Source organism: Pseudomonas sp. NFX15 (genome assembly GCF_049132105.1).
Lineage (GTDB): Bacteria > Pseudomonadota > Gammaproteobacteria > Pseudomonadales > Pseudomonadaceae > Aquipseudomonas.
Genome location: NZ_JAFMPV010000015.1, coordinates 115,338 through 134,133, shown reverse-complemented (window position 1 = coordinate 134,133; position 18,796 = coordinate 115,338). Strand labels below are relative to the sequence as shown.

Annotated in this window: 21 protein-coding genes and 1 tRNA gene; 4 read left to right on the top strand and 18 right to left on the bottom strand. The window is 58.8% G+C overall.

Translation table 11 applies throughout. The features are described 5' to 3' along the window. The first annotated feature begins 129 nt into the window (after positions 1–129). From J1D76_RS17425 to J1D76_RS17410, 4 genes are all read left to right on the top strand, one after another. Positions 130–1,506, top strand: a complete 1,377-nt coding sequence (locus tag J1D76_RS17425; protein ID WP_421139485.1) for an L-serine ammonia-lyase — start codon at positions 130–132, stop codon at positions 1,504–1,506. Between the two features lie 38 nt (positions 1,507–1,544). Continuing rightward, a complete protein-coding gene (gene gcvT / locus J1D76_RS17420; protein ID WP_421139484.1) occupies positions 1,545–2,669 on the top strand; it encodes a glycine cleavage system aminomethyltransferase GcvT in 1,125 nt (374 codons plus the stop codon). A 404-nt stretch (positions 2,670–3,073) separates the two neighbouring features. Then, positions 3,074–3,286 carry a cold-shock protein gene (locus tag J1D76_RS17415; RefSeq protein WP_007977299.1) on the top strand — a complete coding sequence of 71 codons (213 nt, stop codon included), beginning with the start codon at positions 3,074–3,076 and terminating at the stop codon, positions 3,284–3,286. 94 nt (positions 3,287–3,380) lie between these two features. After that, positions 3,381–3,869: an RDD family protein gene (locus tag J1D76_RS17410; RefSeq protein WP_421139483.1), complete on the top strand. Its 489-nt coding sequence runs from the start codon at positions 3,381–3,383 to the stop codon at positions 3,867–3,869. A 132-nt stretch (positions 3,870–4,001) separates the two neighbouring features. Here J1D76_RS17410 and nadA read toward each other — a convergent pair whose 3' ends face one another. The 18 genes from nadA to J1D76_RS17320 all read right to left on the bottom strand — a co-directional run bounded on the left by nadA (position 4,002) and on the right by J1D76_RS17320 (position 18,385). Further along, positions 4,002–5,060, bottom strand: a complete 1,059-nt coding sequence (gene nadA, locus J1D76_RS17405) for a quinolinate synthase NadA (protein ID WP_421139482.1) — start codon at positions 5,058–5,060, stop codon at positions 4,002–4,004. 270 nt (positions 5,061–5,330) lie between these two features. Further along, positions 5,331–5,406, bottom strand: a tRNA-Lys gene (locus J1D76_RS17400). Between the two features lie 63 nt (positions 5,407–5,469). Further along, the gene (gene queC / locus J1D76_RS17395) at positions 5,470–6,162 is read right to left on the bottom strand and encodes a 7-cyano-7-deazaguanine synthase QueC (protein WP_421139480.1); all 693 of its coding nucleotides are present in this window, start codon (positions 6,160–6,162) and stop codon (positions 5,470–5,472) included. A 1-nt stretch (position 6,163) separates the two neighbouring features. Beyond that, complete coding sequence (gene queE, locus J1D76_RS17390; RefSeq protein WP_150754451.1) at positions 6,164–6,811, bottom strand: 7-carboxy-7-deazaguanine synthase QueE; 648 nt, start codon at positions 6,809–6,811, stop codon at positions 6,164–6,166. Between the two features lie 166 nt (positions 6,812–6,977). Further along, the gene (gene ybgF / locus J1D76_RS17385) at positions 6,978–7,817 is read right to left on the bottom strand and encodes a tol-pal system protein YbgF (protein WP_421139479.1); all 840 of its coding nucleotides are present in this window, start codon (positions 7,815–7,817) and stop codon (positions 6,978–6,980) included. A gap of 6 nt (positions 7,818–7,823) precedes the next feature. Then, positions 7,824–8,321 carry a peptidoglycan-associated lipoprotein Pal gene (gene pal, locus J1D76_RS17380; RefSeq protein ID WP_003178634.1) on the bottom strand — a complete coding sequence of 166 codons (498 nt, stop codon included), beginning with the start codon at positions 8,319–8,321 and terminating at the stop codon, positions 7,824–7,826. Positions 8,322–8,373: 52 nt separating this feature from the next. Continuing rightward, the gene (gene tolB / locus J1D76_RS17375) at positions 8,374–9,654 is read right to left on the bottom strand and encodes a Tol-Pal system beta propeller repeat protein TolB (RefSeq protein ID WP_421139478.1); all 1,281 of its coding nucleotides are present in this window, start codon (positions 9,652–9,654) and stop codon (positions 8,374–8,376) included. 17 nt (positions 9,655–9,671) lie between these two features. Then, the gene (gene tolA, locus J1D76_RS17370; RefSeq protein ID WP_421139476.1) at positions 9,672–10,751 is read right to left on the bottom strand and encodes a cell envelope integrity protein TolA; all 1,080 of its coding nucleotides are present in this window, start codon (positions 10,749–10,751) and stop codon (positions 9,672–9,674) included. Beyond that, positions 10,751–11,203, bottom strand: a complete 453-nt coding sequence (tolR, locus tag J1D76_RS17365) for a protein TolR (RefSeq protein WP_421139488.1) — start codon at positions 11,201–11,203, stop codon at positions 10,751–10,753. The genes tolA and tolR overlap by 1 nt, the downstream gene beginning before the upstream one ends. Positions 11,204–11,226: 23 nt before the next feature. Then, the gene (gene tolQ / locus J1D76_RS17360; RefSeq protein ID WP_421139475.1) at positions 11,227–11,922 is read right to left on the bottom strand and encodes a protein TolQ; all 696 of its coding nucleotides are present in this window, start codon (positions 11,920–11,922) and stop codon (positions 11,227–11,229) included. Next, positions 11,912–12,379, bottom strand: coding sequence for a tol-pal system-associated acyl-CoA thioesterase (ybgC, locus tag J1D76_RS17355; RefSeq protein ID WP_421139473.1), 468 nt, complete (start codon positions 12,377–12,379; stop codon positions 11,912–11,914). The genes tolQ and ybgC overlap by 11 nt, the downstream gene beginning before the upstream one ends. Before the next feature lie 127 nt (positions 12,380–12,506). Then, complete coding sequence (gene ruvB, locus J1D76_RS17350; protein ID WP_421139471.1) at positions 12,507–13,568, bottom strand: Holliday junction branch migration DNA helicase RuvB; 1,062 nt, start codon at positions 13,566–13,568, stop codon at positions 12,507–12,509. Continuing rightward, on the bottom strand, positions 13,569–14,177 hold the full coding sequence (gene ruvA / locus J1D76_RS17345; protein ID WP_421139470.1) for a Holliday junction branch migration protein RuvA: 609 nt from the start codon (positions 14,175–14,177) through the stop codon (positions 13,569–13,571). A gap of 114 nt (positions 14,178–14,291) precedes the next feature. Continuing rightward, entirely contained in the window at positions 14,292–14,816 is a 525-nt protein-coding gene (gene ruvC / locus J1D76_RS17340) for a crossover junction endodeoxyribonuclease RuvC (protein ID WP_095193171.1), read from the bottom strand. 132 nt (positions 14,817–14,948) lie between these two features. After that, positions 14,949–15,695, bottom strand: a complete 747-nt coding sequence (locus J1D76_RS17335; protein ID WP_421139469.1) for a YebC/PmpR family DNA-binding transcriptional regulator — start codon at positions 15,693–15,695, stop codon at positions 14,949–14,951. Positions 15,696–15,832: 137 nt separating this feature from the next. Beyond that, positions 15,833–17,608 carry an aspartate--tRNA ligase gene (gene aspS / locus J1D76_RS17330; protein ID WP_421139468.1) on the bottom strand — a complete coding sequence of 592 codons (1,776 nt, stop codon included), beginning with the start codon at positions 17,606–17,608 and terminating at the stop codon, positions 15,833–15,835. A gap of 84 nt (positions 17,609–17,692) precedes the next feature. Then, positions 17,693–17,914: an FmdB family zinc ribbon protein gene (locus J1D76_RS17325; RefSeq protein ID WP_421139487.1), complete on the bottom strand. Its 222-nt coding sequence runs from the start codon at positions 17,912–17,914 to the stop codon at positions 17,693–17,695. Between the two features lie 135 nt (positions 17,915–18,049). Then, complete coding sequence (locus tag J1D76_RS17320) at positions 18,050–18,385, bottom strand: ribbon-helix-helix domain-containing protein (protein WP_421139467.1); 336 nt, start codon at positions 18,383–18,385, stop codon at positions 18,050–18,052. Positions 18,386–18,796 lie beyond the last annotated feature (411 nt).

The window sequence follows — 18,796 nt, the reverse complement described above, 5'->3', positions numbered from 1 at the left end:
GCGATGTTCGTCACACCCACAGATTTAAGTCGGGTGAGAGGGACCCTTCGCTGGCAAGCCAGCTCCTACAAAGAAAGCATCAAGCCTGACATTCCGTGAATTCCTATAACAAGAAACCGGAGAACCATCATGTCGTTAAGCGTGTTCGACCTGTTCAAGATTGGCATCGGCCCCTCCAGTTCCCACACCGTAGGCCCGATGCGTGCCGCTGTGCGTTTCGTCGAAGGCCTGCGCCGTGAAGGACTGCTGACGGCCACCACCTGCGTCAAGGTCGAGTTGTACGGCTCGCTGGGCGCCACCGGCAAGGGGCATGGCAGTGACAAGGCTGTGTTGCTGGGCCTGGAAGGTGAACACCCGGACACCGTCGACACCGAAACCGTCGCTGCGCGCCTGCAGACCATTCGTGGCAACGGACGCTTGAACCTGCTCGGCGAACACAGCATTGCGTTCAACGAGAAAGAACACCTGGCGATGATTCGCAAACCGTTGCCCTATCACCCCAACGGCATGATTTTCCGCGCCTTCGACGCCGCAGGCCTGCAAGTGCGCAGCCGCGAGTACTACTCGGTCGGCGGCGGTTTCGTAGTCGATGAAGACGCCGCCGGCGCCGACCGCATCGTCGAAGACGCCACGCCCCTGACCTTTCCATTCAAAAGTGCCAAGGATCTTCTCGGTCATTGCGTCAAATACGGGCTGTCGATCAGCCAGGTGATGCTGACCAACGAAAGCGCCTGGCGACCGGAAGCGCAGACCCGCGCCGGTCTGCTGAACATCTGGCAAGTGATGCAGGACTGCGTCGCTGCCGGTTGCCGCAATGAGGGCATCCTGCCGGGCGGTCTGAAGGTCAAGCGTCGGGCCGCCGCACTGCATCGGCAATTGTGCAAAAATCCCGAATCGTCCCTGCGCGACCCGCTGTCGGTGCTCGACTGGGTCAACCTTTACGCGCTGGCGGTCAACGAAGAAAACGCCAACGGCGGGCGCGTCGTCACGGCGCCCACCAATGGTGCGGCCGGGATCATTCCAGCCGTGCTGCATTACTACATGCGTTTCATCCCCGGTTCGAATGACGACGGCGTGGTGCGTTTTCTGCTCACGGCCGCGGCGATCGGCATTCTGTACAAGGAAAACGCCTCGATCTCCGGCGCCGAAGTCGGCTGCCAGGGCGAGGTTGGCGTGGCGTGTTCGATGGCCGCCGGCGCCCTGTGCGAAGTACTCGGCGGCAGCGTGCAGCAAGTGGAAAACGCCGCGGAAATCGGCATGGAACACAACCTTGGGCTGACCTGCGACCCGATTGGCGGACTGGTGCAAGTGCCGTGCATCGAGCGCAACGCCATGGGTTCGGTCAAGGCCATCAATGCCGTGCGCATGGCCATGCGCGGCGACGGGCAACACTTCGTCTCCCTCGACAAGGTCATCCGCACCATGCGCCAGACCGGCGCCGACATGAAAAGCAAATACAAGGAAACCGCCCGTGGCGGTTTGGCGGTCAACATTATCGAGTGCTGATTGCCCAGCGCATCCGCACACTTTTCCAGGAGCTGAATATGTCCACCGAACAACTGTTGAAAACCCCGCTGCACGCACTGCACATCGAACTCGGCGCACGCATGGTGCCGTTTGCCGGCTACGACATGCCGGTGCAATACCCGCTGGGCGTGATGAAAGAACACCAGCACACCCGCGAACAGGCCGGCTTGTTCGACGTCTCGCACATGGGCCAGATCCGCCTGACCGGCGCCAATGCTGCCAAGGCCTTGGAAACCCTGGTGCCGGTGGACATCATCGACCTGCCGGTGGGCATGCAGCGCTACGCGATGTTCACCAATGCGACGGGCGGCATCCTCGATGACCTGATGGTGGCCAACCTGGGCAACGACGAACTGTTCCTGGTGGTCAATGCCGCTTGCAAGGACCAGGACCTGGCGCACCTGCGCCAGCACATCGGCGAGCAGTGCACCCTCGAGCCGCTGTTCGAAGAGCGCGCACTGCTGGCCCTGCAAGGCCCTGCCGCGGTGACCGTGCTGGCGCGTCTGGCCCCTGAAGTTGCGAAAATGACCTTCATGCAGTTCGCCCGCGTAAAACTGCTTGGCGTGGATTGTTTCGTCAGCCGTTCGGGTTACACCGGCGAAGACGGTTTCGAAATCTCCGTGCCGGCCGCCAACGCCGAAGCCGTGGCTCGCGCACTGCTGGCCGAACCGGAAGTGGCGGCCATCGGCCTGGGTGCCCGCGACTCGCTGCGCCTGGAAGCCGGCCTGTGTCTGTATGGACATGACATGAATACCAACACCACGCCTATTGAAGCGAGCCTGCTGTGGGCCATCTCCAAGCCGCGTCGTGCCGAGGGTGCACGGGCCGGCGGCTTCCCGGGCGCTGAAACCGTATTCGCCCAGCAACAGGCGGGCGTGAAGCGTAAACGTGTAGGTTTGCTACCCCAGGAACGCACCCCGGTGCGCGAAGGTGCCGAGATCGTCAACGAAGCCGGCGACATCATCGGTAGCGTCTGCAGCGGCGGTTTCGGACCGACCCTGGGCGGGCCGCTCGCCATGGGCTATGTCGACAGCGCCTATATCGCACTGGAGACACCCGTTTGGGCGATCGTCCGTGGGAAAAAGGTACCTTTGCTTGTAAGCAAAATGCCATTTGTTCCGCAACGCTACTATCGCGGTTGATTGAATGTTCCTATAAGTAACGCAGTTGCGTTAACGGTGCACTAATGTGTAACGCAACTGCCATAAAATAGTGCATTGTTTGGCTCTAAGCTTCGATTATGAACTTTGCTTATAACGATCGAAAACTATTGAACAAGCTAAACGTATAAGCAGCACTAGTGGACTGACTAAACGCCATCAACCTGAGCAAATACGGGCCCTTCACGGGGGCTTGTTTTTTCTCCCGTAGTTGGCGTAGAGTTTGTTCACTGTGTTTGCATGGGTCGCTTGGAATCGTGACCTGGGCAGTAGCCTACAAGTTAGCTACATCCCGTTCGACGTCTTCTTACTCTCCTGCAACCAGCCCCAGTACTCTTTCATGAGAAGGAGACTGTCATTAATTTTTGCGTCAAAGGAAATAAGAAATGTCCCAACGTCAGAGCGGTACCGTCAAGTGGTTTAACGACGAGAAAGGTTTTGGTTTTATCACTCCTGAAAGCGGTCCGGATCTGTTCGTGCATTTCCGCGCCATCCAGGGCAACGGCTTCAAGAGCCTGAAAGAAGGCCAGAAAGTGACTTTCATTGCCGTGCAAGGCCAGAAAGGCATGCAGGCTGACGAAGTACAAGCAGAAGCCTAATCTTCTGTAACGAAAAAGCCCCTGATGCTGACATCAGGGGCTTTTTTGTGCGCGTAAATCCGTAAAATGGCTTCTTTTTCGCCGAGAGCCTGCCATGTCGAAACACCTGCTTACTCCCCAGGGCGACTTTCCTGCCGCTGGCCTGGGTCGTCGCCTGGCAGCGATGTTCTATGACTTCCTGTTGTGCACCGCCCTACTGATCGTCACCAGCGGTCTCTACAAGATGATCCAGATGGCGATCATCGGCGAAGAAAAAATGCGCACCCTGACCGAAGCGGGCGCGCTGGACGGCGATCCGTTGCTCTCAACGGTGCTGCTGTTCGTGTTGTTCGGCTTCTTCGCCAAGTTCTGGACCTGGTCGGGTCAGACCCTGGGCATGCAGGTCTGGTGCATCCGCGTGCAGAATGCCGACGGCTCGGCCATCAGCCTGTGGCAGGCGCTGCTGCGCTTTGTGGTGTCGATTGCATCCCTGCTGTGCGTTGGCCTGGGCTTCCTCTGGTCGCTGTTCGACAAGCAGCAACGCAGCTGGCACGACATGTATTCCAACACCCAACTTGTGCAGATCCCGAAGAAGATCAAATAATTCTCTGACGCAAAAACCACTGTAGGAGCAAGCCTGCTCGCGATGGCGGTGCATCAGTCAACATTGATATGACTGACAGACCGATATCGCGAGCAGGGCTCACTCCTACAGTTTTTATGCGGCGTTCCTGCCTCAGGCGTTACCGGCCAGCTTCATCCGCGCCGCTTGGGTGAAATCCAGCATGCGCTTGAGCGGTCGAATCGCCTGGGGCACCAGGGCAGGGTCGACAAAGATCTCGTTCGATCCCTCTTTCAACGCCTTGAGCGTGCGCTCCAGGGTGTTCATGGCCATCCAAGGGCAATGCGCGCAACTGCGGCACGCCGCGCCGTTACCCGCCGTCGGCGCCTCGATAAAGACCTTGTCCGGGCACAGTTGCTGCATCTTGTAGAAAATACCGCGGTCGGTCGCCACGATCAGCGTTTTGTTCGGCAGGCTCTGCGCTGCGGCAATCAGTTGGCTGGTAGAGCCCACGGCATCGGCCAGCTCGATCACCGAGGTCGGCGACTCCGGGTGCACCAGAATGGCCGCGTCCGGATACAGCGCCTTCATGTCTTCGAGCTGCTTGGACTTGAACTCCTCGTGAACGATGCAGGCACCGTCCCACAGCAGCATGTCGGCACCGGTCTGGCGCTGGATGTAGGTGCCCAGGTGCTTGTCCGGACCCCAGATGATGGTCTCGCCGTTATCCATCAGGCTTTCGACGATTTCCAGTGCGCAACTCGACGTCACGACCCAGTCCGCCCGGGCTTTGACCGCCGCCGAGGTATTGGCGTACACCACCACGGTGCGTTCCGGGTGCTGATCGCAGAACGCGGAAAATTCGTCCACCGGGCAACCCAGGTCCAGCGAGCAAGTCGCTTCGAGGGTCGGCATCAGCACGCGTTTTTCCGGGGTGAGGATTTTCGCAGTTTCGCCCATGAACTTTACACCGGCGACCACAACGGTCTTGGCCGAGTGATCTCTGCCGAAACGAGCCATCTCCAGCGAGTCGGAGACACAGCCACCGGTTTCTTCGGCCAGGGCCTGAATGACAGGGTCGCAGTAGAAGTGAGCCACCAGCACCGCGTCCTGAGCCTTGAGCTCGGCAGCGATGGCAGCACGATAGTAAGCCTCTTCATCGGCGGTCAGCGGCTTGGGCTGTTTGGCGTCGAGGTGGGCTTGGACTAGAAGGCGTTCGGAAATTTGCGTCATGTTCGCAAGACCTGCAAGCGCATTCGCGCGAAAGTCGAGTATACACCCGGCTCCGGACCCTAGAGGGTACCGCCGGGAAAGTGAGTATTCATCAGGCACGGACAGCGTTGAAGCTGCGCAAGGCTACAGAATATCCGGCGGATGCAAAAGATGAATCTGACCTGGGTCGTGCGCAGTAGCCCGCAGCGAGACGGACTTGAATCGCTGGCAAAAAAAAACCCGGAAATCCTCACTTGCGTGGGCCTTCCGGATTTTCTAAACCGCCAAATATGGTGGGTCGTGTGGGATTCGAACCTACGACCAATTGGTTAAAAGCCAACTGCTCTACCAACTGAGCTAACGACCCGCTGTGTGGTGGCGCGTATAATACTGATTTTTAAGGACTATTCAACACCTATTTTGAAATAAATCAAAAATAAGGGGTTGGGTCGCTGATTCCGGCCGCCACGAAGCCTTCTGCACGCAGTCGGCAGCTGTCGCATTTGCCGCACGCGCGACCATCATCATCGGCCTGATAGCAGGAAACGGTCAGCCCGTAGTTCACGCCGAGTTTCACGCCCGCCTGGACGATCTGAGCCTTGCTGAGGTTTTGCAGCGGTGCCTGAATGCGGAAACCATTGCCTTCCACGCCGGCCTTGGTGGCCAGGTTGGCCATGCGCTCGAACGACTCTATGAACTCGGGGCGGCAGTCCGGGTAACCGGAATAATCCACGGCATTGACGCCAATGAAGATGTCGCGTGCACCGAGCACTTCTGCCCAGCCCAGGGCCAGGGACAGGAACACGGTGTTACGTGCAGGCACGTAAGTCACCGGAATGCCCTCGCCCAACTCTTCCGGAATATCGATGCTGGTGTCGGTCAATGCCGAGCCGCCCATGCCATTGAGGTTCAGGCCGATCACCTTGTGCTCGACCACACCCAGGTCGCGAGCCACTCGCTCGGCCGCGTGCAGCTCGGCGTGAGAGCGCTGACCATAGTCGAAGCTCATGGTGTAGCAGCTGTAGCCTTCGGAGCGAGCCATAGCCACGACGGTTGCCGAGTCCAGGCCACCGGACAGCAGGATGACCGCACGTTTTTCAGCAGTGTTCGATTGTTGAGTCATTTCAGCGCCCCGGCTCGTCATTCCATAGATATTTGTGCAGCTGCAATTGCAAGCGCACTGGCAGGTTGTCCGCGACCACCCAGTCCGCCAGATCCCGAGCATTGAGATCATGGTGGCTAGGCGAGAACAGCACTTCGCCGGCACGCAGGTTAAGACCGTACTGAATCAGTTTGGAAACCGACCAGTCATAGTCTTCCCGCGAACAGATGACAAACTTCACCTGATCGTTAGGCGTGAGCAGCTCAATGTTTTCGTAGCGGTTGCGATGTGCTTCCTTCGACCCCGGGGTCTTCAGGTCGACAACGCGACTGACCCTGGAATCTACCGCCGAGATATCGATAGAGCCACTGGTTTCCAGTGACACTTCGTAACCGGCGTCGCACAGGCGCTTGAGCAATGGGATGGCGTTGGGTTGCGCCAGGGGTTCGCCGCCAGTGACACAAACATAACGCGGGCGGAAACCGGCGACCTGCTCAAGGATGTCGTCGAGCGTGCGGATCGTTCCGCCCGTGAAGGCGTAGGCGCTGTCGCAGTATTGGCAACGCAATGGGCAACCGGTCAGGCGCACAAAAACGGTGGGCAGCCCGGCAGTCCGCGTTTCACCCTGCAAAGAGTAAAAAACTTCGGTGATTCTCAATGTGTCTTGCATAGTCGCCACGGGCGTAACAGCTAAACAGGCTGTCCGCCTCCGTCAGGCACTTCAAGGAACCCCGGCAATGCGCAGGCCCCCAAAAGCGTGTTTCATAAAAAGGGCGTGAATTCTAACGAAAAAACCCGCGACAAGCGCGGGTTTCTTTGAAACGGCTCAAGCAGGCTTACATTTTCTGCAGGTCGCGTTGGGCCAACTGAGCGGCGGAAGTGCCCGGATATTGGGACACGACCTGTTGCAGAATGCCTTTGACCCGGTCGGTATGACCCAAGCGGCGCTCCACATCAGCGAGCTTGTACAGCGAATCAGGCACTTTGGCGTGCTTTGGGTACAGCTGTGAAACCTTGGCAAACGCCTGACCTGCACCTTGCAGATCGCCTTTGGCCAGGTTCACTTCGCCCAACCAGTATTGGGCGTTGCCCGCGTACTGGCTGTTCGGGTACTTGCGCAGGAATGCCGAGAAAGCCTGGCTGGCCTTGTCGAAATCCTTGGCCTTGATCAGGTCGAAGGCAGCATCGTAATAGAGCTTTTCCTTCGCTGGATCCGCCGGCTCGCCACCCGCGGCGGGTGCCTGGGCGGCCGCTGCACCAGCGGCCGCACCTGCTGCTGCACCGGGGGCATTCAAATCACCACCGGTGGAAGAATTCTCAGGAGTCGCGGCTGGTGCAACGCCGGTTCCTATGCGCCGATCAAGATCCTGGTATCGCTCCAGGTTTTCCTGCTTCATGCGCGATACATCATTTTGCAGTTCTTCGATCACACCCTGTTGGCGCGAGATCTGTTCCTGCATTTGTTGCAGTTGGTTGAACAGCTGGCCCTGTGCCGAGACAGGGGTCGAAACCCCTCCCCCGGCATAGGCGCCGTTCGTACCGTAACCTGCAGGCGGATAACTGCTCCCGCTATTGTTATAACCGGAGTTGTTATCGGCCACAGGAACCGCAGCCCACACCGCAAGCGGCGCGAGGCTGAGAGCCAGAACAGTTACAGCACGACGGCACGTTCGCATGACGAATTACTTACGCAGTTCGACGCGACGGTTTTGAGCCCAGGACTGCTCGTCGTTGCCGGTAGCAACTGGACGCTCTTCGCCGTAGGAAACCAGTTCCAGCTGAGCTGGGGAAACACCTTGCAGTACCAGGTAGCGCTGAACGGCTTTCGCACGACGCTCGCCCAGTGCCATGTTGTACTCACGAGTACCACGTTCGTCGGTGTTGCCTTCCAGAACAACGCGAGCGCCGTTTGCTTTCAGGTCCTTGGCGTGAACGTCCAGAGCGCGCATGGCTTCTGGCTTCAGGTCAGAACTGTCGTATTCGAAGTAGAAAGTAGTGATAGCGCGCAGTGCAGCTTCTTCGCTCAGGGAGCCGTCAACTGCACCAGTGTTTGCGCCGTAACCAGCGTTTGGATCTACCGCGCCTTCACCGGCATTGTCGCCGCCTTTGGACGAGCAACCTACAGCTACAGCCATGGCCAGTGCCAGCGCAGCAAATTTACCAAACTTCAGCATTTCCATCGTGAAACTCCTAATGAACCCCAGTGTGTTAAGTACAACGTATAGCGCCGCGTCAGTTCAGGTAAGGGGACCAGGAAGGTTCTCTGACTTCGCCTTGTGCGGTAGGAAGCGGGAGCCTTACGCGTCCATTGATGGACACGAGCATCAAGACTCCCCGGCCCTGCTGGCGGGTGGCGTAGATTACCATGGTGCCGTTGGGCGCAACAGTAGGCGACTCGTCCAGAGTGCTATCAGTGAGGATTTTTACACTACCTCGCTGCAAATCCTGGGCCGCCACCTTGAAATTGGTGAAACCATCCTGACGGTGAATCATGACAAGCGTCTTTTCATCAGCCGACAGTTTCGGGTTGGCGTTGTAGTTACCGACGAACGTCACACGTTCCGCACCGCCACCGCCAACACTGGTCTTGTAGATCTGCGGCTTGCCACCACGGTCGGAGGTGAAGTAGATGGTCGAGCCATCCTTGCCCCAGAACGGTTCGGTGTTGATGCCGGGACCGTTGGTAACGCGAGAGATCTGGCGCGAACCGAGGTTCATCACGTAGATGTCCGGGTTGCCGTCCTTGGACAGCACGAACGCCAGGCGATTGCCATCCGGCGACCAGGCGGGTGCACCGTTCAGGCCTTCGAAGTTGGTGATCTGCTCACGGCGACCGGTGTCGATGTTCTGCATGAAGATGCGTGGACGCTTCTGCTCGAACGAGACATAGGCGATGCGCTTGCCATCCGGTGCGAAACGCGGCGACAGGATCGGTTCGCGCGATTGCAGCAGGGTCACGGCGCGGGCGCCGTCGTAGTCCGAACGCTGCAGGGTGTAGCGAGTGTTGTTCTCGGAGAAACGCTCAGCCGTTACGTACAGCAGGCGAGTCGAGAAGGCACCCTTGATACCCGTCAGTTTTTCGAACGACTGGTCAGAGATGTAGTGCGCCATGTCGCGCAACTGATCGACACCGCCCGACACGCTGCCGGTCAGCACTTGCTGCTCGGTGGCGACGTTGAACAGTGCGTATTGCACCTGCAAGCGACCGCCCGCCGGGACAATGCTGCCGACCATGACGTACTGGGCACCCAGTGCCTTGAAGTCACGGAAGATGATTTCGCTGGCCTGGCTCGGCTGGCTGATCATGTTCTGCTTTGGAAGCGGCGAGTAGTAACCCGAGTTGCGCAGGTCGTTACCGATGATTTCGGCCATGTCGTCCGGCAGCACGCTGCCGCCCTGGAAGCCGAACGGCACTACGGCGATCGGGGTTGCCCGATCGCTGCCGCTGGTGACCAGAATGTTTTTCTCATCGGCCATCGCCATCCCTGCCAGGCAGCAGATAGCGACAAGCATTCCTCGAAGAAGGTTTCTCACAAGGCTAGATCCTCAGGTGTGAATGTCATCTTGAATGAACGATACGGAGCGAAATCACTCGGCTTCATTCCCTGCATTTCTGTCAAACGTCCAATATTCTTCACCGCTGCCACAGCCGAGGCGTCAAACGGACCGTCGCCACTGGACTTGTTCACGCTGACCGACGTCACCGTACCGTCCGGCAACATGCCGATTTGCAACACGACCGTCATGCCCTTGCGTGCCGAAGGTGGACGAGCCCAGCCTTCTGCTGCACGCGCACGAATCAGGTCATCGAAACTGCCAGCGACTTCGTCGCCCTGCTCATCGGCCAAGGCCTGCTGACGCTGCGGCGTATCGGAAAGCAAATCTGCCAAGGCCTGGGCCTTTTTGTCTTCGGCGGATTTACGGGCAGCATCCTGCGATTTCTTCTTCGCAGCATCGGCAGCCGCTTTCTTCTTCGCGTCCTCGGCGACTTTCTTCTTCGCCTCTTCAGCTTCGGCTTTCTTCTTGGCGTCTTCCGCGGCTTTCTTCTTCGCGTCTTCGACGATCTTCTTCTTGGCTTCTTCAGCGGCCTCTTTCTTGGCCTCTTCCTCAGCCGCTTTCTTGGCTTCTTCTTCGGATTTCTTCTTGGCTATATCAGCCAATTGTTTCTCTTCTGCCTTCTTGGCTTCCGCGGCTTTCTTCGCGTCGTCGGCTTTCTTGGCTTCATCAGCCTTTTTCGCTTCGTCCGCTTTCTTCGACTCGTCGGCCTTCTTGGCTTCCTCGGCTTTTTGAGCCGCTTCTTCTTTCTTTTGTTCCGCAGCCTTGATCGCTTCCTGCTCGACCTTTTTCTGCTCCATCTGCTCGACTTCGGTTTGACGCGCAGCAGACTTCTGCGCTTCGCCCGCAATCTTCTGATTGGTCTGGGTAGTCGCCCGACTTTTCGATTTCAGCTGGTACAGGGTCGCCTGGACAATCGGCTTGGCCGGCGGCAACTCCGGGGTAAAGGCAAAACTGACGAACAGCATGCCGAACACCAGCACGTGCAAGCCAATCGCCCAGACACTAGGCCAGAAGTAGCTTTCCGAGGCGGACGGCTCTCGCTGTTGCTGCATCAGGGCGCCTCGGTAATCAAGCCAACATTACCGACCCCGGCTTTCTGCAACCCGCCCATGGCCCCCATGACGGAACCGTAGTCCACCGACTTGTCGCCACGGATGAAGACCTGGGTGTGCTTGCCGCCTTCGTTGCCGACGCGAATGATCTTGGTCACCGCATCAGTCATCTGCGGCAGGGTCATTGCCCGATCCTGCTGCTTTTCGGTGTCGACTTCGCTGCCAAGGTTCCAGTAATAGGTCTTGTCAGCCTTGATCGAAATGGTCAGGACCTGGGTGTTGTTGTCCTGCGGCAAGGCTTCGCTGGAAACCTTGGGCAGATCAACCTTCACGCCCTGATTGAGCATGGGCGCGGTCACCATGAAGATGACCAGCAGCACCAGCATCACGTCGATGTAGGGCACCACGTTCATCTCGGCAACCGGCTTGCGCTTTTTTCGAGCTCGAGCGATTAACGCCATTGGGAATTACCTGCTTATTCTTCGCTGGTGTGCACTTTACGGTGCAGGATCGCCTGGAACTCATCGGCGAAGGTGTAGTAACGGCTCAACAGGGTTTCGCTGCGAGCAGAGAAACGGTTGTAGGCGATTACCGCAGGGATGGCCGCGAACAGGCCGATAGCCGTGGCAACCAGTGCTTCGGCAATACCCGGGGCCACAGTGGCCAGGGTCGCTTGCTGGGCGGTGGCCAGGCCACGGAAGGAGTTCATGATCCCCCAAACGGTACCGAACAGACCGATGTACGGGCTCACGGAACCGACGGTGGCGAGGAACGGCAGGCTCTGCTCGAGCTTTTCTTCTTCGCGGGAAATGGCGACGCGCATGGCTCGGGCCACGCCTTCCATGACCGCTTCCGGGTCAACGCCTGGCTGTTGGCGCAGACGGGAGAATTCCTTGAAACCGGCGCGGAAGATTTGCTCGACGCCCGAATCAGGGTCCGGGTTGCTGCCGGCCTGGCGGTACAGCTTGGACAGGTCGATACCCGACCAGAAGCGCTCTTCGAAGCTCTCCAGGGCGCGTCGACCGGCACGTATCAGATTGCTGCGCTGAAAGATCATGATCCATGAGGTCACCGATGCGGCTACCAGGATCAGCATTACCAGTTGCACCACGATACTGGCATTGCTGACCAGGCTCCACATGGAGGAATGGTCGACGACGTTAGCTTCCACGCTTTATCTCCTGCGTTGAGTGTGTACCCGCGCCGCTCACGTCGGCAAAGGCCGCTCGTAGAGCTTCGGGAATGGCCCGGGGTTTCAAACTTTCGGTGCGCACACAGGCCACCAGAAACTGCCCTTCGCAGAGCAGCACATTATCCGTTGCCCGCCTGACCTGCTGTTTGAAGCGCAGGCTGGCACGGTTCAATTCGATTACATCAGCGCTTACCAACAGTTCGTCGTCCAGTCGCGCCGGCGCGTGATAGCGCGCTTCGCTGGAGTGCACGACGAACAACAGGTCCTCCCCGACAAGCTGCGATTGGGCAAAGCCCAGGTCACGTAGCCGCTCGGTTCGAGCCCGTTCCATAAACTTGAGGTAATTAACGTAATACACGATGCCCCCCGCATCGGTGTCCTCGTAATAAACGCGACAACGATGTGCGAAAGGCTCAAGCCCGTTTTGCGCGCGCATACTCTAGTGCTTACTCCTCAGGTTGCCAATCCGGCCAGGCAACTGTTTTTCATTGATCTGCGGCTTTCAGGTGAAAGTACGGTGCTGGGACCCTACATTGCCCGAAAAAATCTGCACGCAATGTTAATTAATCGTCACCAGCATCGAGCAACTCGTCTGCCACAGGCATTTCGCCCAATCGTGACGGAATGTTTAAACCGAAATGCAGGTAGGCATGCCGCGTCACCACCCGCCCCCGCGGCGTGCGCATGATGTAGCCCTGCTGGATCAGATAAGGTTCCAGCACGTCTTCAATCGTGTGACGTTCTTCACTGATGGCGGCCGCCAGACTGTCGACCCCGACTGGCCCGCCATCGAACTTCTCGATCATGGTCAGCAGCAGACGGCGGTCCTGATGATCGAAGCCACGCTCATCGACGTCCAGCAGGTTCAGCGCCAGGTCGGCAATCGGCTTGGTGATATGGCCTTTGGCGCGGACTTCAGCAAAGTCACGCACCCGGCGCAGCAGGCGGTTGGCGATTCGCGGCGTGCCACGGGCACGACGGGCGATTTCGAAGGCACCTTCCGGGTCCAGCGGCAAACCGAGGATGCTGGCCGAGCGACTGACAATCGTCGACAGGTCGGCGGTGCTGTAGAACTCTAGGCGCTGGACGATGCCGAAACGGTCGCGCAACGGGTTGGTCAGCATGCCCGCCCGCGTTGTCGCGCCCACCAGGGTGAACGGCGGCAGGTCCAGCTTGATCGAACGCGCGGCCGGGCCCTCGCCGATCATGATGTCGAGCTGGAAGTCTTCCATGGCCGGGTACAGCACTTCCTCGACGATGGGCGACAGCCGATGGATTTCATCGATGAACAGCACGTCGTGGGGCTCAAGGTTGGTCAACAGCGCCGCCAGGTCGCCCGGGCGTTCCAGCACCGGCCCCGAGGTGCTCTTGATCGATACACCCATTTCCTGGGCGATGATGTTGGCCAGCGTGGTCTTGCCCAGGCCTGGTGGCCCGAAGATCAGCGTGTGGTCCAGGGATTCGTTTCGTCCACGAGCGGCCTGAATGAACAACTCCATCTGCTCGCGGACGGTCGGCTGGCCGATGTATTCGGCCAGGCTGACCGGACGAATCGCCCGGTCCTGGACTTCTTCGCGCTCACGCGGACTGTGCGTGGCAGCAATCAGACGATCAGCTTCAATCACTTAGATCATTCCCTTCAAGGCGCGGCGGATCATGTCTTCACTGCTCAAACCTTTATCCTTGATCGCAGAAACCGCCTTGCTGGCTTCCTGCGGCTTGTAGCCCAGGGAAATCAGCGCGCTGACCGCGTCATTCTCGGCCGTGTTGACCGGTGCCGGGCCGTCCGGCTGATTCGGCACCAGGGCAAACATGGCCGGCGAGGTTTCCCAGGCCTTGAAGCGATCCTTGAGTTCCACCAGTAAGCGCTCGGCGGTTTTCTTGCCCACGCCCGGGACTTTGGTCAGCGCCGAAGTGTCCTGCGATTGCACGCAACGCACCAGTTCGTCGACTTCCAGGCTGGACATCAAGGCCAGGGCCAGTTTCGGCCCGACGCCATTGAGGCGGATCAACTCGCGAAAAAAGTCGCGCTCGCGCTTGCCGACAAAACCATAGAGTAACTGCGCGTCTTCGCGCACGACCAAATGGGTGTGCAAGGTGAGCGGTTCACCGACCGACGGCAAACGGTAAAGGGTGGTCATGGGCACTTCGAGTTCATAGCCCAGGCCGTTTACATCCAGAATCAGATGCGGAGGCTGCTTCTCAGCCAGGGTGCCGCGCAAACGTCCAATCACGTTACAAATCCTTGAGCGTTGGCCAGCTCTGGGCCAGCGACTGATAGAGCGAGGGAACACCGCCGACAACCCAGGCGGAACGCCCTCACCCCATGAAAATGATTGCTGATGCTATCAGAGACGCAGGCGCCCGCCACGACTGCGTGCAGTACCCAGGCCGTGGGGCAGCAGGCTGGAACGGGTATGGGCGTGGCAAATGGCAATGGCCAGGGCGTCCGAGGCATCGATCTGCGGTTTGCTGGTCAGCTTGAGCATGTGCATGACCATCATCTGCACCTGCTCCTTATTGGCCGCGCCGGTACCGACGACCGCCTGCTTGACCTGGGTCGCCGTGTATTCGGCGATTTCCAGACTTTCCTCGGCGCCCGCAACGATGGCCGCGCCGCGGGCCTGCCCCAGCTTCAGCGCGGAGTCGGCGTTGCGGGCCATGAACACCTTTTCGATGCCCATGGTCACCGGACGGTACGTCTGAATGATCTCCCGTACCCCGCGATACACAATCTGCAGGCGCTCATGCAGTTCGCCGGCACCGGTGCGGATACAACCGGAGGCCACGTACTCACAGCCACGACCGGTATCGCGAACCACGCCGTAACCGGTGATGCGCGAACCGGGGTCGATACCAAGAATTAAAGTCATAACGCCTGCAAAGCTGATGCGAATGTCCGAGGGAACTGTAGGAGCTGGCTTGCCAGCGAAGAGGCCTTTGAACTTGTGCAAGTCTTGAGGCTGCCTTCGCTGGCAAGTCAGCTCCTACAATGGCGGTGGCGATCAGCCTAGTTGTTGGGCGACCGACTCAGGGATTTCTGCGTTGGAATAGACGTTTTGCACGTCGTCCAGGTCTTCAAGCATGTCGATCAACTTGAGAACCTTTTCGGCGCCTTCCAGGTCCAGCTCGGCGCTGGTGGTCGGCAACATGACGATTTCCGCGTCATCGCCCTTGAAGCCCGCCGCTTCCAGCGCGTTACGCACGGCGTAGAAACTGGCAAACGAGGTAAACACGTCGATAGAGCCGTCTTCGTTGGTCACCACGTCATCGGCATCAGCCTCCATGGCCGCTTCCATCAGCGCATCTTCGTCGACGCCAGCGGCAAAGGAAATCTGCCCCTTGCGTTCGAACAGGTAAGCCACCGAACCGTCGGTCCCCAGGTTGCCACCGCACTTGCTGAACGCGTGACGAACCGCGGCGGCGGTACGGTTGCGGTTGTCGGTCATGCACTCGACCATCACCGCCACGCCACCGGGACCGTAGCCTTCATAGCTCAGTTCGACCATGTCGTCGGTGTCGGCAGCGCCGGCACCACGGGCAACCGCGCGATCAATGATGTCGCGGCTCATGTTCGCGCCAAGGGCCTTGTCCAGCGCCAGTCGCAGACGCGGGTTAGAGCCCGGGTCGCCGCCACCCTGGCGGGCAGCAACGGTCAGCTCACGAATCCACTTGGTGAAGATCTTGCCTTTCTTGGCATCCTGACGTTCTTTGCGGTGCTTGATGTTCGCCCACTTGGAATGACCCGCCATAACTCGCTCCGAATTCTCTTTGAAACATTGCCCGCCACGCCATGACGCGCCAGCCGGCAAATACAAATCCTGACCTGCTTTTTCGATCCTTGCAGATAGAAAAAAGGCGCATCCGAAGATGCGCCTTCAGGTCAACCTTACTCAGCCTTCGGCGTTTCGCGCAGACGAATGTGCAGTTCGCGCAATGCCTTGGCATCTACCTGGCCCGGTGCCTGGGTCATGACGTCTGCCGCGCTCTGGGTTTTCGGGAAGGCGATCACTTCACGGATCGACTGGGCGCCGGTCATCAGCATCACCAGACGGTCCAGGCCGAAGGCCAGGCCACCGTGCGGCGGCGCGCCGTACTTCAGGGCGTCGAGCAGGAAGCCGAATTTCTCTTCCTGTTCAGCTTCGTTGATGCCCAGCAGACGGAACACCGACTGTTGCATCTCTTTGCGGTGGATACGGATCGAACCGCCACCCAGCTCGGTACCGTTCAACACCATGTCGTAGGCACGGGACAGGGCGCCAGCCGGGTTGGCTTCCAGCTCTGCCGGGGTGCACTTCGGCGCGGTGAACGGGTGGTGCAAGGCACTGAAGCTGCCGTCGTCGTTTTCTTCGAACATCGGGAAGTCGACGACCCACATTGGCGCCCACTTGCAGGTCAGCAGGTCCAGGTCGTGGCCCAGCTTGATCCGCAGTGCGCCCAGGGCTTCGCTGACGATCTTCGCTTTGTCGGCGCCGAAGAACACGATATCGCCGTCGACTGCACCCACGCGATCGAGGATCACGTTGAGCTTGTCTTCGGGAATGTTCTTCACGATTGGCGATTGCAGGCCTTCGACGCCTTTGGCGCGCTCGTTGACCTTGATGTACGCCAGGCCCTTGGCACCGTAGATGCCGACAAACTTGGTGTAGTCGTCGATCTGCTTGCGCGGCATGCTCGCCCCGGCAGGAACGCGCAAGGCGGCAATGCGGCATTTCGGGTCGTTGGCCGGGCCGCTGAACACCTTGAAGTCGACGTCCTTGAGCTGATCGGCAACGTCAACCAGTTCCAGCGGGTTACGCAGGTCTGGCTTGTCGGAACCGTAGCGGCGCATGGCTTCTTCGAAAGTCATGTGCGGGAACTCGCCGAACTCCAGGCCCAGCACTTCCTTGAACAGGTTGCGGATCATTTGCTCGGTCAGGCCCATGATCTCTTTTTCATCGAGGAAGCTGGTCTCGATGTCGATCTGGGTGAATTCCGGCTGACGGTCGGCACGCAGGTCTTCGTCGCGGAAGCACTTGGCGATCTGGTAGTAACGGTCGAAGCCGGCCACCATCAGCAACTGCTTGAACAGCTGTGGCGATTGCGGCAGGGCGAAGAAAGAACCGGCGTGAGTACGGCTCGGCACCAGGTAGTCGCGCGCGCCTTCCGGGGTGGCGCGGGTCAGGATCGGCGTCTCGACGTCGAGGAAGCCGTTCTCGTCCAGGAAGCGACGGATGCTGGTGGTCATGCGCGAACGCAGGCGCAGCTTCTCGGCCATTTCCGGGCGACGCAGGTCCAGGAAGCGATAGCGCAGACGGGTTTCTTCGCCGACATCGGAGAACTCGTTCAGCGGGAACGGCGGGGTTTCCGACTCGTTCAGCACTTCGAGTTCATAGCCCAGGACTTCGATCATGCCCGACGCCATGTTGGCGTTGGTCGCACCGGCTGGACGCAGCCGAACCTTGCCGGTGATCTTCACGACGTACTCACTGCGCACACGGTCGGCGGCAGCGAAGGTTTCAGCGCGGTCCGGATCGAACACGACCTGGGCCAGACCATCACGATCACGGATATCGAGGAAAATCACTCCACCGTGGTCACGGCGACGGTGGACCCATCCGCAAAGGGTAATTTCCTGGCCGTCCAGGCTTTCGTTCAGTTGGCCGCAATAATGGCTGCGCATCATGGTCGTGGTTTCACTTCTCGTAATTCGAAATTCGGTTGGAGGCCTTGGGCTCATCCGCTGCGGATGATGCAAGAGCTCGCGCGTTTAGTCAGCTTTGTCGCCGCCGGCCAGGTTCTTCTTGGCACCGGTCTTGAAATCGGTTTCGTACCAACCGGAGCCGCTGAGGCGGAAGCCCGGCATGGACAGCAACTTCTTAAGCTCTGGCGCCTGGCAGGTAGGGCAGTCGACCAGCGGTGCATCGCTGATCTTTTGAATGGCTTCCAACTGATGACCACAGGAAGCACATTGATAATCGTACATCGGCATGGAGGTTGTCTCGGCGATCAGATTGCTACCGCGCACGCGGGGTTTTGCGGCAAAGAGCGGGATTATATCCATTAAACGCAGCCTGTGCAGCCGTAAGACTGCACAGACCGACACTCTGCTGTTTTCGCTGCCCCGCTAGACAGTGGCGAGACAACCTCCCTCCTTGAGACTGTGCACGACACAGACAACCCGCACCAATCCGCTGAAATTCCTTACGCCCCCGTGACGCAGATGAACTTCGCGATCCACATGGGACAACAGGCTGCTGACCGAACAACTATTGACCCGGGCCATTTCGCCCAAAATATCCCAGTACACCTGTTCAAGCCGCAAACAGGTGGCGAAGCCATTCAATCGCACGGAGCGGGACAAGGGTTGTGCCAATCCCATATCGAACTCGCGAACGAAGGGATCAATCCTGACATCCTTGTGTGAGCCGTAACGCCCTTCTTCTTGCCTGTCATAAACCATAACGCTGACACTCCTTTGCCATCCTGGTTTCTTTAAGCACAATTGTTCCGTCGACTTATAAAAACGCAGGAGCAACGGTATAGCCAGATGACTTTATGACCTTGGACGTAGGATAAGCCAACAACTGCTGGCAGATCCTGGAGATCGTCCTACTCCGGACAATTTCCCACAGAGTGAAGTGATAAACCTTTCAGAAGCACAGTAAGAAACTGTGTAGGACGAACAGCGCGAACAACCCACGAAGGCGCTGTTCGCGCCAATAAACGTTACTGATCCAGCAGAGCGCGGAGCATCCAGGCGGTTTTTTTCATGCACTTCTGCATGCGCTGGGTAGTGAACGGTAATGAATTTCATCCAACAGCTGCCCGATCACTCTAGCAAGCCTGCGATCGCCTCGCAGCCCCGGAACTT